Source organism: Paenibacillus sp. FSL W8-0439 (assembly GCF_038008995.1).
Classification (GTDB): domain Bacteria; phylum Bacillota; class Bacilli; order Paenibacillales; family Paenibacillaceae; genus Paenibacillus; species Paenibacillus polymyxa.
Window position 1 is genome coordinate 5,493,241 of the sequence record NZ_JBBPAK010000001.1, and the last position, 14,236, is coordinate 5,507,476.

General features: G+C 48.6%; 13 protein-coding genes and 1 pseudogene. 6 read left to right on the forward strand and 8 right to left on the reverse strand.

Features of this window, described 5'->3' with window-relative positions; translation table 11 throughout:
- Positions 1-54: 54 nt before the first annotated feature.
- From MKX36_RS23690 to MKX36_RS23700, 3 genes are read right to left on the reverse strand one after another with little or no spacing between them, the layout of a single operon-like run.
- Positions 55-663, reverse strand: coding sequence for a pentapeptide repeat-containing protein (locus tag MKX36_RS23690; RefSeq protein WP_123797767.1), 609 nt, complete (start codon positions 661-663; stop codon positions 55-57).
- Between the two features lie 38 nt (positions 664-701).
- Entirely contained in the window at positions 702-1,211 is a 510-nt protein-coding gene (locus MKX36_RS23695) for a MarR family winged helix-turn-helix transcriptional regulator (protein ID WP_016822737.1), read from the reverse strand.
- Positions 1,201-3,573, reverse strand: a complete 2,373-nt coding sequence (locus tag MKX36_RS23700) for an ATP-dependent DNA helicase (RefSeq protein ID WP_123797768.1) — start codon at positions 3,571-3,573, stop codon at positions 1,201-1,203. Before MKX36_RS23700 ends, MKX36_RS23695 begins: the two co-directional genes overlap by 11 nt.
- Before the next feature lie 297 nt (positions 3,574-3,870).
- Between MKX36_RS23700 and MKX36_RS23705 the strand changes: the two are divergent.
- Positions 3,871-4,817: pseudogene (locus MKX36_RS23705) on the forward strand (GGDEF domain-containing protein).
- A 134-nt stretch (positions 4,818-4,951) separates the two neighbouring features.
- A complete protein-coding gene (locus MKX36_RS23710; RefSeq protein ID WP_013373596.1) occupies positions 4,952-5,125 on the forward strand; it encodes an aspartyl-phosphate phosphatase Spo0E family protein in 174 nt (57 codons plus the stop codon).
- Positions 5,126-5,188: 63 nt separating this feature from the next.
- Here the strand turns inward: MKX36_RS23710 and cidR are convergent, their stop codons facing one another.
- Positions 5,189-6,094 (reverse strand): cidABC operon transcriptional activator CidR, encoded by a 906-nt coding sequence (gene cidR / locus MKX36_RS23715; protein WP_025366094.1) that lies wholly within the window; start codon positions 6,092-6,094, stop codon positions 5,189-5,191.
- Positions 6,095-6,225: 131 nt separating this feature from the next.
- Between cidR and MKX36_RS23720 the strand changes: the two genes are divergently transcribed.
- Complete coding sequence (locus MKX36_RS23720) at positions 6,226-6,597, forward strand: CidA/LrgA family protein (protein ID WP_016822733.1); 372 nt, start codon at positions 6,226-6,228, stop codon at positions 6,595-6,597.
- Complete coding sequence (locus tag MKX36_RS23725; RefSeq protein ID WP_340865876.1) at positions 6,594-7,271, forward strand: CidB/LrgB family autolysis modulator; 678 nt, start codon at positions 6,594-6,596, stop codon at positions 7,269-7,271. Before MKX36_RS23720 ends, MKX36_RS23725 begins: the two co-directional genes overlap by 4 nt.
- A 151-nt stretch (positions 7,272-7,422) precedes the next feature.
- On the opposite strand, the gene MKX36_RS23730 is transcribed toward MKX36_RS23725, so the two are convergent.
- From MKX36_RS23730 to MKX36_RS23740, 3 genes are all read right to left on the reverse strand, one after another.
- Positions 7,423-9,126, reverse strand: a complete 1,704-nt coding sequence (locus MKX36_RS23730) for a glycerol-3-phosphate dehydrogenase/oxidase (RefSeq protein ID WP_340866140.1) — start codon at positions 9,124-9,126, stop codon at positions 7,423-7,425.
- A 227-nt stretch (positions 9,127-9,353) separates the two neighbouring features.
- Positions 9,354-10,844, reverse strand: a complete 1,491-nt coding sequence (glpK, locus tag MKX36_RS23735; protein ID WP_029514464.1) for a glycerol kinase GlpK — start codon at positions 10,842-10,844, stop codon at positions 9,354-9,356.
- A 53-nt stretch (positions 10,845-10,897) separates the two neighbouring features.
- Positions 10,898-11,455: a glycerol-3-phosphate responsive antiterminator gene (locus MKX36_RS23740; protein WP_016822729.1), complete on the reverse strand. Its 558-nt coding sequence runs from the start codon at positions 11,453-11,455 to the stop codon at positions 10,898-10,900.
- Positions 11,456-11,702: 247 nt separating this feature from the next.
- Between MKX36_RS23740 and MKX36_RS23745 the strand changes: the two genes are divergently transcribed.
- The gene (locus tag MKX36_RS23745; RefSeq protein WP_340865877.1) at positions 11,703-12,200 is read left to right on the forward strand and encodes a DUF1036 domain-containing protein; all 498 of its coding nucleotides are present in this window, start codon (positions 11,703-11,705) and stop codon (positions 12,198-12,200) included.
- A gap of 96 nt (positions 12,201-12,296) precedes the next feature.
- Here MKX36_RS23745 and MKX36_RS23750 read toward each other — a convergent pair whose 3' ends face one another.
- Positions 12,297-13,250 (reverse strand): alpha/beta hydrolase, encoded by a 954-nt coding sequence (locus tag MKX36_RS23750; RefSeq protein WP_167440880.1) that lies wholly within the window; start codon positions 13,248-13,250, stop codon positions 12,297-12,299.
- Between the two features lie 259 nt (positions 13,251-13,509).
- On the opposite strand from MKX36_RS23750, the gene MKX36_RS23755 reads away from it, so the two are divergent.
- Entirely contained in the window at positions 13,510-14,145 is a 636-nt protein-coding gene (locus MKX36_RS23755) for an NAD(P)-dependent oxidoreductase (RefSeq protein ID WP_016822726.1), read from the forward strand.
- The last annotated feature ends 91 nt before the right edge of the window (positions 14,146-14,236 follow it).

Genomic DNA, 14,236 nt, shown 5'->3' on the forward strand with positions numbered 1-14,236 from the left:
AATTCTCCAGCACGGGGTAACACAGGTCGAGACAGCCCCTGTATCTCCGTGCTTTTAACCATCTACCTTGGCTCCGTAGGAGCGCGCCACTGCTACGGCCTGCTCGATATCCAGCTTGGCTCCAGTTATGTCCAGATCTTTAAAATTCACGCCATCCATCTTCGCACCGCGCAGGTCTGTTCCTTGAAGGTGGGCTTTGTGCAGCCTTACCCGAGTAAGATCCGCCTCCCGCAAATCTGCCTTTTCCAGATGGCATTCGGATAAATCAGCTTCCTTGAAGCGTATTTTTCGCAAATCCTGTTTTCTTAAATCTGCATGACGTAAGTTCGTATAGGACCAGTCTCCGCCCGTAATCGTGATCCCATCCATATTTGCCCCTGCAAAGTCTGAACCTACCAGCTTACAGTTATCAAACCGGACTACAAACAGATTCGCGCTGGTGAATAGACAATTGGTAAAAGCGGACTCCTTGTAGTGAGATGCATTCAGGATGGCTCCGGTAAAATCACAGTCCACAAAGGTACAACCTTCTACAAGAGACTCACTCATCTCTACACCCCGAAAGCGACAACGGGTAAACTCGCAATTTCTCCACTCGCCTTCTCTGGCATCCATTGAGCCAAAATCACGGCCTTCATAGACCTCATCTGTATAAAAGAACATATTTCCCTCTCCTATTCCTTATCCCCGACATCAGGGATTCAGCTTTTCGGCAACGACCGCTCAAAACCGTTTTTCATTTTTCCAAGCAAACCCTTCATCATCTTATGATCCTGTGGCGTAAACTCAGACATGCATGACCGAATCAGCTTCGTATAATAAGGGACTATCTTACTTAATAGCTCTCGTCCTGCCTCTTTTAAGCCGACAGTCACCATCCGTCCGTCACTCTCATGAGCCACACGTTCAATCATGCCATCTCGCTCTAATCCGTCGATCAACCCCGTCATGGTTCCACGCGTGACATCCGCTTTTTCCGCTAACTCCGATGGTGTCATGCGATGCGGCGCATGACAATGCAACAGACTAAGAACAATAATCCGGCCCTGAGAAGCCCCCAACTTGGTCAAATCTGTATCCATTTCCCTGAAAATACCGTTAGCCAAGCGCGCAAATGTCACAAAAGTCTCTATATTATCTACTTCGGCATCCTCATGTCCAAAGCTACGCAGCACCCCGCGTATGGAGTCATTATGAAAATTAAAATTCATAGTCCATCCATTCCTTCCTTAAATCCGCTTGTTCCGTCAAACGGTAGCTTTTCCATTCGTCTGGCAGCAAAGAAGCATATGGCTCCTTGGCAAAACGATCATCTACCAGGACCAGCAGCCCTTCGTCATGCTCTGTGCGAATAAGTCTGCCACCTGCCTGAAGAACCTTGTTCATCCCTGGATATACATACGCATAGTTGAAACCATTTCGTCCCTGTTCCGAAAAATAATCCCGCAGCACATCCCGCTCCGCTCCAATTTGCGGCAAGCCGACGCCGACGACCACTACCCCGTTTAAGCGATCACCCGGTAAATCGACGCCTTCAGCAAACACCCCCCCCAGTACGGCAAACCCAAGCAGGGTACGCTCTTGCCCAGGCTGGAAGGTGTCCAGAAACCGATCACGCTCCGGTTCGGTCATACCTGGACTTTGTACCAACGTATCTGCAGACACGTCCCGAAGCATGAACTCCTCGTATACCTCACGCAGATACGGATAAGACGGGAAAAACACAAGGACGTTCTCTTTCCGCTCCGCAACTAATCCAGCCAGCATATCGGCAATCGCCCCTTTGGAACGCTCACGATCCCGATAACGGATGGAGAGCGGCAGCAGGCGTACATCCCATTGCTCCTGACGGAAAGGGGAAGGGACCTGTAACGTATAGTCTTCCTCGCTTGCTCCAAGCATGTCCCGGTAATAAGCAAGCGGTGTCAATGTCGCCGAAAAATATATAGTTGAGCGGTAGTTCTTTACAGCCTGTCCCAGCAAATGCGAAGGATCGAGGCAGAACAGCTTGATCCTCACCTCACTGCGCCCCGCTTCAATATAAGTAACGTAACGTTCATCGTATAGAGCAGCGATTCGCAGCATATTTTGAGCGGTAAAATACGTATCCAGAAGCAATGCGTAGGCCGTCCCCTCACTGCTTGCGCGGCTTGTACTGCTCCCCGTCACCAGTTCACGTTCAGCAGCTTCCACAAAAGGCACTAACAGCTCTAGCACCCCTTGCGGTGCTGATGTTTCCACTGCTTTTCCTGTATCTGCATGCAGCTTGCGCAGCGTAATCATATGTGCGTTCACTGCACTCGCAGCCGCAGCAATCTCAGGGCTAAGCAACTTAAATTCTCTCTTCAGTTCCAGAAAAGAAGATTTCAGGATTTCCGCCGAAAACATGTCCCGACCGCGTTCCACCAGATTATGCGCCTCATCCACCAGCACAACACCTTTTCGCTTGTGCTCCTCCAGCAATCTTTTCAGAGAAATCCGTGGATCAAAAACATAATTATAATCACTGATTATACCATCCGAGGCATACGCCACATCTAGCGAAAATTCAAAGGGACATACCTTATGCTTGCGCGCATAATGCTCAATCACCGCCCGCGTCATTAACGTCTCATTCGCCAAAATATCGGACACCGCACCGTTAATCCGGTCGTAATAGCCCTCGCACATGCTGCATGCTCCTGCATCGCAATCATTTTCATCCTTGAAGCAAATTTTATCCTTCGCCGTCAACGTTACCACATGCATGTGCAGCCCTCGGGCCTGCATTCGGGCATATGCCTCTTCAGCTGCTGCCCGAGTGGTGGTACGAGCCGTTACATAATATACTCGCCTAGCCAGTCCTTCGCCAATCGCCTTAATCGCAGGATACAAAGTGGATACCGTTTTACCAATACCTGTGGGTGCTTTGGCAAACAGGTTAACCCCTTCGGCAATCGTCTTATACACCGAACCCGCTAGAGTTCGTTGACCTGAGCGATACGTGTCAAAAGGAAACTCCAACATAGCAATACTGGTATCCCTCTTCTCCGCATGTGCTCTCAGCAGGAATGCATACGGTGCATAACCAGCAATCATTTCCTGAGCGAAAGCCTCCAGCTCTGCAAAAGCTAGCATCCGTCTGAAGCGGCGAATATTTTCACTGTGTGCTTGTACATAAGTAAGTTGAACTTGCATGGAATGATGCTGTTCCTCACGAGCAATCATATAGGCATACAGAAATGCTTGTGCCCAGTGCACCGGCTGGCCGTCCCCCTGAATATCTTCGAGGGGCTGAGAGATTGATTTAATTTCATCAACCGTCCATACGCCATCCAGCTCAATCAATCCGTCACAGCGGCCTTCAATGATAAACAATTCGCCCTCATACAAAATTTCTGTACGTAAATGCACCTCTTTGCGGTCATGCTCCTTGTAACCTTTCTGGATAACCTGATGCACGCGAGTTCCTTCCTGCATACTGCTATTCGAACGAAAGCCGCTCTGAATGCTGCCACTTCGATGCACATATTCCACAAGTGGACGCACCGAAATGTGAATTGGTTCCTTCATACGATCACCCGTTCCGGTCATAGTCCTTACACTGTACCACGTAGATCAACGAAACGTAAGGGACATAAGAATCGTTTGTGGTCGATTGGTATTCATTCATATCTACTTTTTACCGAAATATAGAAACGAGGCCTTTTACTTTATTCCCAACGATACTACAACTCACATTACAGCATAAAGGACAGGGATATGTTAAAAGAATTAATTAACAATTTTGCGTTATTAACGAGCTTCTTATTCTTTGGAAATTTATTTTCCCGGAAATATGAACGTTACCTGAAAAATCACGCACTCATTCATCGGGTAATGAACGGTTTAATGCTGGGTCTGTTTGGCATTCTGTTAATGATGACCGGTTTATGGATTCGTGGGCACTTTGTGGTTGATCTGCGCCAACTGGCGATTATCATATCTGTTTATATGGGGGGATCGGTATCTGGTCTGCTGACCACCCTGATCATAAGCCTGTACCGTATTTACATCACTGGAGGTTGGACGGATATTTCTTTGACTGCTACTGTCAATTGCTTCATGACATTAGTCGTTTCACTTATCTTTATTCGAGAAAAAAGACTAACACTCAGCAAATGGATGTCAGCCGTGCTTGGAGCTGTTGTTGTGTCGCTGTTATCTACTTTCTTTGTGGCTAATCCTCCGAATTCGGAAACTATTATAATAATCACAACCGTTAAGATGCTTGGCGGCTTGTTCACTTATTTTATGATGTCCCATATCAAAAAAACAGAACGGGCTATTCATCTGCTGGAAGAAGCTGCAAACCGGGATCATTTAACCGGGTTATACAGTCCGCGTGCTTTTGATGCGCTGTTCGAAGAGGTACTTCATGCTTCCAAGACTACAAAAAAACCCTTTGGACTCGTGATGCTAGATATTGACCACTTTAAAAAAATTAATGATACGTATGGCCATTTGAACGGAGACACCGTCTTAAGCCAACTGGGAATTCTGTTAAACCGGAATCTACAACAAGAGCATATCCCTCCCGTAAAGGCGGAGAGGAATTTGCAATTTTACTCGGAGATTGTGATACCGAAAAGGCGGCAAGCTTTGCTGAGAAGATTCGGAAAGCTGTGGAAAATGAATGTTTTCTCTTGAATGACGGAACCATAATCTCTTTAACCGTATCCATCGGAGCAGGCAGTTCTCCTGTCATTGCATCAAGGCACTTACTCGAAAAAGCAGACGAAGCATTATATGAAGCTAAACGTTCAGGGCGCAATCGGGTAAAGTTGGCAAAACCATAATTATTAGTCGCTAAATGTCAGGAAAGCTGGATTAATGTTAATAAAAAGTGGTAAAATGGAAATAACATCGTTATCAAAAAAACTTCTGCCGCTAGTGGAGACATGCCTTACAATCGACATGGGGGGTGGGCTTTGTGAACCTCGAACAATTGGAAAAACTCATGGAAAAAGAACGCCGTGAACTGAATCGCATGGCTGACTTACACGGATTAAGAGATGAACGTGTATTGGACAAATCCTCCAGGCTTGACCGTATTATGGACAAGTACCTTCACACCAAGCGCGCAATCAACCAAACACACTCATAAAAGCAAGCTACTTCGCTGCCCCTCAGGGCAGCTTTTTTATGATGTAATCCACTTCCGTCCTTCTCACCGACGACTTCCACCATATTCTGTCCGCAACAATCGCTGTGTGAAGGATATCCACTCTCTGGCAGCAAAGGACAGATACCGATCGTTCCGCCAAATCATCCCCAAATGCCAAGGAATGACAGGGTCCACCAGCGGAAGAACACGCAAACGTTCGGAATCCAAATCCCGGCATATCGCCTCCGGCAATAACGCTACTCCCAGGTTGGCAGCAACCATTTCGCTAATCAAATCCCATTGAGAGCTTTCGTAGACTACACGCGGCTGAAAGCCGGCACGAACACATTCGGCAATGATACGGTCATGCAGCGTAAAATCCTCACGGAACAGCACAAACGCCTCCTCTGCTAACGCAGATAGCGGCACCTCCTTGCACTCAGCCAATGCATGCGTAGGATGAACGAGCAGATTCAGCTTTTCCTCCACAAATAGAAATGTCTCGAACATATCGCCAACCGGTGGCAGCACAATCACCCCGATGTCCAGCGCGCCAGCTTCTACGTCCTGCTCCACTTTCTTCGCTCCATCCTCGAACAATTGAATCGTCACATCGGGAAAGGCCTTGTGAAATTCTCCAATGACACGCGGAAAAAAGCTCGATCCGACCATAGGAGGCAGACCAATGCGGATATGTCCTTTTTTCAGGTTCATCAAATCACTCAGTTCCGAGGACAGGCTCTGAAAGGACTTCACAATCGCTTGGGCCTGAAGCTCAATGACCTTGCCCGCATCCGTCAGTTCGATTTTTTTGCCAATCCGATCGAACAGAGTAACTCCCAATTCTTCTTCCAGGCTTTTAATCGTCTTACTGATCGTCGGCTGGGTAATAAACATGCTCTGTGCTGCCTTCGTAAAGCTGCGCAACCGCGCGACTTCCAGAAAATATTGCAAATGTCGGATATCCAAAGCTACACCTTCTTCCATAGACAAACGGAATGGACTTCATTCTTTATATGCATTTTACTCATGAAAGCTTGTGATGTAAAATTTCATTACAGTTTGAAAATAACGGATCTCGAAGATAGGAGACTTTATATATGAAAAGCTTCATACGCGGTGTCCTTCAGATCGCCGTCCTGATGGCCTTTTCGCTCATCCTGAACGCGGTGGTCTCCTGGCTCCACCTGCCTGTACCCGGTAGTATCATCGGTATGCTGATTCTCTTTATTCTGCTGCAAACGGGCGTGGTTCGACTAAGCTGGATCGAGGTTGGCGCTAACTGGTTGCTGGCCGAGCTGCTATTATTCTTTATTCCCTCCGCTGTTGGCGTTATGAATTATTGGCCGATGCTGGAACACGACGGCATGAGCATTATGCTGGTCGTGCTGCTCGGCACCTTCCTGGTGATGGCCTGCACAGGTATGATCGCCAGTCTGCTTGGCAAACGAAAGGAGCATAAATCATCATGACCGGTCTTCTATGTATTATATTAACACTTGCTATTTACTGGATGGCCAAACGCATGTACCGCGCATTGCCCAAGGTGTATTTGTCCCCATTGCTCATTACACCTGTGGTTATCATTTTGATTTTGACGCTGACGGGTGTGAACTACCGTTCTTATAATTCAGGCGCTCATTTTCTATCCATGCTGCTACAGCCAGCTACGATTGCATTTGCTGTCCCTTTGTACCGATATTTCCCTGTGTTAAAAAAACACGCGGCTCAAATCGTGCTTAGCGTGTTATCTGGATCTGTCGTAGCCGTGCTGTCCTCCATGGCGCTCGCCAAGTGGATGCACCTGGACTCCTCGCTGCTGAGCAGCCTGATTCCTCGCTCCATTACGACACCTATTGCGATGAATGTATCGCAAACGATTGGCGGTAATCCGACGGTCACGGCTGTATTCGTTATTCTGACCGGATTGAGCGGTCTTATTATCGGCCCGATGATTGTCAAACTATTTCGGATTGAAAATGAAGTTTCACGCGGGGTATTGCTTGGTACCGGTGCTCATGGTACGGGTACTTCCAAAGCGTTCGAGTTCAGTTCGTTGACAGGTACGATTTCCAGCATCTCGATGGTGCTCGCCGCTCTCTTTACCTTGGCGGCTGCCCCATTCCTGTTCCACCTGATGCTGTAAGCCATCTGTATACAATGAAGCAGCGATTCTCTTATGAATAGAGAATCGCTGCTTTTGTTTTGTAAGACCCTTTTTCGCTTAAAGTAGTGGTGAGAAACGAAACGATTGTAGAGAAGCGGAGCGGTAAAGGATACGCATCCCTCACGCTGTATCAGATAGCTTTAACAGCGCTGGCTTCCGCCTCTACCTCTACAGGTGTCACAGCTTCATACAGATAAGCATCCAGCTCAGTCGTATATTGGCGTTCTTGCTCGGCGCTCCAGCCTGCGTACTCGGACATCCATGCAATGACAGCCTGCTTCCAGCGCTTCACCTCGTCAATCTGAAAGAACAGTGCTCCAGTGCGACGTATGAAAAAATCAGACGGTGTCACCGTCATTTCCTGTTCCATCGCGTACAATAGCGGAACACGCACTTCTATAGGCAACGCCGCTTCCGTCTCGGTGGCGTTCTTCATGCTCCGTGTCGCTATGGCGAACAGTCGCTCCACATTTGAGCCATAGCGAGCAGCCCATGCTCTGGCGGTTTCTGGCGACAGACCGAGCGCGGCACCCGCTGCGGCTTGCTTGCTCACGAAAGCGTCCCAGCCCGCCGAGCCGCCTACATTGCCGCCCGAAATCGGGATATGCCTTGTGCGGCATGCCCGAAAGCTTTGCCCATGCAAGCGGCCCAGCTCCCGTACCGCGCGATCCACGACGAGTTCGGACATTTTCCGGTAGCCTGTCAGCTTGCCGCCTGCAATCGTGATCAGACCTGAACGGGATTCCCAAATTTCGTCCTTACGTGAAATTTCCGAAGGGCTTTTACCGTCTTCATAAATGAGCGGGCGTACTCCTGCCCAACTGGATTCCACATCTGCAACCGTCAGCTTCACATCCGGGAACATCCCGTTGATCGCTTGAAGCACATACGCCCGGTCTTCGGCGGTCATCCGGGGATGCGACGTATCCCCCTCATATACCGTATCGGTCGTACCTGCATAGGTTTTGCCATCACGCGGGATCGCGAATACCATGCGTCCATCCGGTGTATCGAAGTACACTGCCTGTTGAAGCGGGAAGCGCTCAGCATCGAATACCAGGTGGATACCCTTCGTCAGGCGAAGCACCTTTCCCTCTTTGGAGCGATCCATTTCCCGCAACGTATCTACCCATGGCCCGGCAGCGTTAATGACCAGCGAAGCCCTGATCTCGTATGGCTTTCCCGTTACCCGATCGGTTACACTGGCGCCGCTTATTCGTCCGCTGTCATACAGCAGCTTGTCAGCCTTGGCATAGTTCACGGCCAGCGCCCCTCGTGTAACGGCTTCCTTCATCACCTCAATCGTCAGGCGAGCATCGTCTGTGCGGTACTCCACATAACTCCCGCTTCCCTTCAGTCCTTCTCTCTTCAGCAAAGGCTCGCGCTCCAGCGTAGCCTGGATGTCCAGCATGCGGCGGCGCTCACTACGCTTCACGCCAGCGAGGAAGTCATACACCAGCAGACCAATCGAGGTGGTGAACGCATTAAATGTGCCACCCTGGTGAAAAGGAAGCAGCATACGCTCCGGAATGGTCACATGAGGGCCATTTTCAAATACGATAGCTCGTTCCTTCCCGACCTCGGCTACCATCTTAACCTCAAATTGCTTCAAATAACGAAGACCGCCATGCACCAGCTTGGTAGAACGACTGGATGTGCCTGCTGCAAAATCCTGCATTTCCACCAGAGCCGTCTTCAAACCACGATCCGCAGCGTCCAGCGCAATTCCCGCCCCTGTAATGCCGCCACCAATAATTAAAATATCAAAATGCTCACGCCCCATACGTTCCAAAACAGCCGTTCTCTCCTGTGCAGCAAATCCCTGTTCTCCCATCATCTATCCCTCCAATTTCGTACATGTCTGCTTTGCCATCTGACACCGAATCACCAAAAGATACAAAAAAAGACCACGAACATCGCTGCGGCGGATGCCGAGCGGTTCATGGTCTCTCCAAGTCTCCTGACGAGTATTAACTTATCTATATCGTAGCATACACAGTACACGATGAAAAGGGGAATCTGCCTGTTGTCAGCTGACTGCCTACTGTCGTAAAACCACCTTTACTTGAACGCCATCGCGGCATGGACCGCCTTTTTCCAGCCGCCATATCGTTCAGCCCGCACTTCTTCACTCATGGTCGGAGTGAAGGTTCGGTCACTCTGAGCATATCCCCGGACTTCATCCAAACTGTCCCAGAAGCCGACTGCCAGCCCTGCCAAATACGCCGCCCCCAGTGCCGTTGTCTCGTTCACAGCAGGTCGTTCCACAGGCAGATCGAGAATATCGCTCTGGAACTGCATCAGGAACTCGTTCATCACTGCGCCCCCATCTACACGCAATGAGCGCACAGGTACACCCGAGTCGCTCGCCATGGCGGTTAGAACATCTTTGGTCTGGTAGGCCAGCGATTCCAGTACCGCTCGTATAAAATGCTCCTTGGATGTTCCCCGTGTTAAGCCAAAGGTCGCGCCGCGCACATCACTGTCCCAATACGGGCTGCCAAGACCCACAAAGGCTGGGACAAAATATACACCCTCCGTTGAGGTCACCCGCGCCGCATACGCTTCACTGTCTTTGGCCTCGCGGAACATACGCAGCCCGTCACGCAGCCACTGAATAGCAGACCCGGCTACAAAAATGCTGCCCTCCAACGCATACTTCACCTGACCGTTCAACCCCCATGCAATGGTCGTAATCAGTCCATGCTTTGATTCACAGGGTTCATCTCCGGTATTCATCAGCATAAAGCAGCCCGTACCGTATGTATTTTTAATCATGCCTTTGTCAAAGCAGCCCTGACCGAACAAAGCTGCTTGCTGATCGCCCGCCGCTCCGGCAATGGGAATTTCCTGTCCAAAAAAATGATAATCCACCGTATTCGCATATATTTCGGAGGATGACCTCACCTCCGGCAGCATAGACGCAGGAACGCCGAGAATATCCAGCAGCTCCTCATCCCATTTCAGCTCATAAATGTTGTACATTAGCGTACGAGCAGCGTTGGAATAGTCCGTTACATGCGCTTTACCGCCAGACAGTCTCCAGATCAGCCAGGTATCGATTGTACCGAACAACAGCTCTCCGCGTTCCGCCTGGGCTCGCGCTCCTTCAACGTTGTCGAGTATCCATTTGACTTTGGTACCCGAAAAGTAGGGATCAATGAGCAGCCCTGTTTTGCTATGAAAAGTTTGATCAAGTCCACGGCCTTTCAAGTCCTCGCAAATCCCGGCCGTTTGCCGTGACTGCCATACCAGCGCATGATATACCGGCAGGCCTGTATGTTTATCCCACACCACCACAGTTTCCCGTTGATTGGTAATGCCAATTCCAGCAATTTGACCGGCTTTCACACCTGATTCCGACAGACAAGAGGCGATGACGGCCAAAATAGAGCTCCATATTTCATTCGCGTTGTGCTCTACCCATCCCGGCTGGGGAAAATACTGCGGAAACTCCCGTTGTGCCTTGTACACCACTTTCCCCTGCCGATCAAACAAGATGGCCCGCGAACTAGTTGTGCCCTGATCCAAGGCAAGAATGTACTGTTCCATCATTTTTCAGTCTCCTTGCTTTATGTATGTTGCCTACTTGATTCAAATAGAAGCTATCGCTTATAGTGCTCAAACAGTTGTTTATTGGAGGTGGTAACTGCTGTAGCTCCCGCTGCCAACGCCGCCTCCACATCCTCAGGGGTACGAATAAGTCCGCCAGCCAAAATGGGAATCCCTGTACGTTCACTGACCTCCGCAATCATCGGTGGCACAACACCAGGCAGCACCTCAATATAATCGGGGCGCGTTTTTTCCACCAGTGCGTAGCTTTTTTCCAGCGCAATCGTATCCAGCAGGAACACTCGCTGTACAGCAAAAATTCCCTTTTTTTTGGCGGTTGCAATCACCCCGGAACGGGTCGAGATAATCCCAAATGGCTTAATCTCCTGACACAAATACTCAGCGGCATACTCGTCATTCTTCAAACCCTGCACCAGGTCGGCATGCAGAAGCATCTGCTTGTTGCGGCTCCTTGCCATCTGGTACAAGTTGCGCAGCTGCGCTACATGCGTATCCAGAAAAACAGCATACTCATAAGAGCTGTCCAAAATATCCTCCAACTGCTTCATGTGCTTAGCTGCAGGTAAAATGCGTTGTCCCTGAAATGGCATGGATATCCTCCTTAGGCCGAATGGCGGTCAAATTCGTTCAAATTTTATATTATCACTCTGGTCGACGAACGTGAAGCGGTTCCATAAGAATATCCCTTTACACTCCATATATTCCTTTATTTACAAACCACATCCATGGATCATCTCATGTTCTTTTTTTGTACTTTTTGGTTGTCCGTATGTCTATTACTTTTTCAGAGAATTCGCATAGATTGATATTAATCTTTCAAAGAATGGAGTGAATAGAATGGGTTTTTATGTTCGTAACAGTACGTCTAACCCTATTTCAGTTGCCGTTGGATACTATGATTCTGGTTGTAGTCCTATCACCTATGCTAAGAGAGGGTGGTACCGTATAGAACCCGGTAGACGCGCATTTCTTGTAGCTGGATCAGCCGCAAACCAAACGTTTTATGTCTACGGACATGACAGTTTTGGTAATTCGTGGGGTGGTGATTTCTACACAGATGTTCCTAGAGAGGCTTTCACAAGATGCTGGATAGCAAGTTGCCAGGGCCAGGGCTGTAGAAGCGTGGGGTTCGAGGAGATCAATGTTGGCAATTTTGAAAACTACACTCTAAACCTTGTAGATAGTACCCAAAGTGCATCTAAGTCAAGACGTACTCTAGTGGCGAAAAAAAGAAAAACCAATTTTAGATTAGGGAAGTTCAGCTTTATAAAATCACCTGGAAAATTAGGTAAGTTAGGCAAGAATAGAAAACCGCTATATGGTAAACGCAAATAGAATTATATAAACAGAACCAAAAGAAGCACCTCCCGCCATGAGCTGGGAGGCGCTTCCTTACATACTAACTGTGTATTCCTTCACTCGTCTATACAATTAGCCCCCAAACCCTTGGCGCAGCCACGAGGTAGCAAGCGTGATCGCACCGCGCTTGGCCGCGGTTTCCGACAATGGGTTCAGCATCACAAAATCGTGTATGATGCCCTGAAAGCGTACAGCGGTTACATCTACCCCAGCTTCACGCAGCTTGTTCGCATAGGCCTCCCCTTCATCACGCAACACATCGGCCTCGCCTGTAATAACCAGCGCACGCGGTAGCCCTTTGAGCTGATCCGTGGTGGCACGTAACGGGGACGCCGTGATCTGCGCTCGTTCGTTAGGATCTGTCGTATATTGATCCCAGAACCATTGCATCCCTTCACGGCTCAGGAAATACCCTGTGGCGAACTCATGGTACGATTCCGTATCAAAAGAAGCGTCCGTCACCGGATAGAACAGCAACTGTTGCCGAATGGCAGGGCCACTGCGTTCTTTGGCCAGCAGAGTTACAGCTGCAGTCATGTTACCACCGACACTATCTCCAGCAATCGTCAGCGTATCGGGCTTCAGCCCATGCTCGCGCCCATGCTGTGCCACCCATTGAACGACCGCGTAAATTTCCTCAATCGCCGTCGGATATTTAGCTTCAGGTGACAAGCTGTATTCAGGGAATACAACAGCTGCCTGTGAGCCTACTGCCAATTCACGAATCAGACGGTCATGCGTATGAGCATTACCGAATACCCAGCCTGCTCCGTGGATATATACAATGACCGGGAGATCACCTGACACCTGTTGTGGACGAACAATTCTGACCTTCACCTCACCGCCAGGGCCACCTGGAATCGACAGATCCTCCAGATCTGCGGCAGGTTTATCTGCTGGACCGGATTGAACCTCATTGACCGTTTCACGTCCTTTTTCAGGACCCAAATCATACAGAAACGGAGGCTTGGCATTATCGTCTGCGAATTTTTGCGCTGCGGGCTCCAGCTGTACTTTTTTACTCATATCGTTTCACTCTTCCTTTCTTATTTGCGGTCTACATGTATTCAATATGGTTTACATTTATTCATTCAGTATCACCTTATATTTAAACGAGTTCCTCTCTTTCCAATCGGAGGACTCTATTTTGCCCAAAGAAGAGCTTGACTTTTATTTTATGTTGTAACTATAATGGTTACATATTAAAGTTCAAGTATGAACATCATACAACGCATGAATTAAGCCAATAAATCATCCAAATTATTTTTTAGGAGGCTATTCTATTATGAAAATTGCAGTTATTGGTGCAGGCGGTAAAGCAGGAAGTAATATCGTAAAAGAAGCATTAGACAGAGGGCATGAAGTAACCGCCATCGTCCGTGACCCAGCTAAAGTAACGGATAATCGTGCAGCTGTAGTACAAAAAGACGTTTTTGACCTGAAAACAGATGATCTGAAAGGTTTTGACGCCGTTGTTAATGCTTTTGCCGCTCCGTTCGGACAAGAGCATCTGCATGTAGATGCAGGTAACGTGCTAATTGAGGCTCTCCGCAATGTATCCGGTACTCGCCTGATTGTCGTAGGTGGTGCAGGCAGCTTGTTTACGGATGAATCCCAGACACTCTTGGTCAAGGATACTCCCGACTTCCCTGATTTTGTATATCCAACAGCTCATAACCAAGGAAAGAACCTGGACATTCTACGCGGTACCAGCGACCTGAACTGGACGTTTATTAGTCCTTCCGCGGAATTTGCTCTCGGCCAACGTACAGGCTCTTACCAAGTGGGCAAAGACACACTACTGGTTAATTCCAAAGGTGCAAGCTATGTCAGCTATGAAGATTATGCAGTTGCCGTAGTAGACGAAATTGAAAAACCACAACATTTGAATCAACGTTTCACCGTCGTATCCGAGTCCTAATTCTACGACCGAACCGAACATTCCAACATAAAAAGACCCTTCGATCACTTTCCATCCTGCTTGGAAAATGAATCAGAAGGGTCTTACTGTA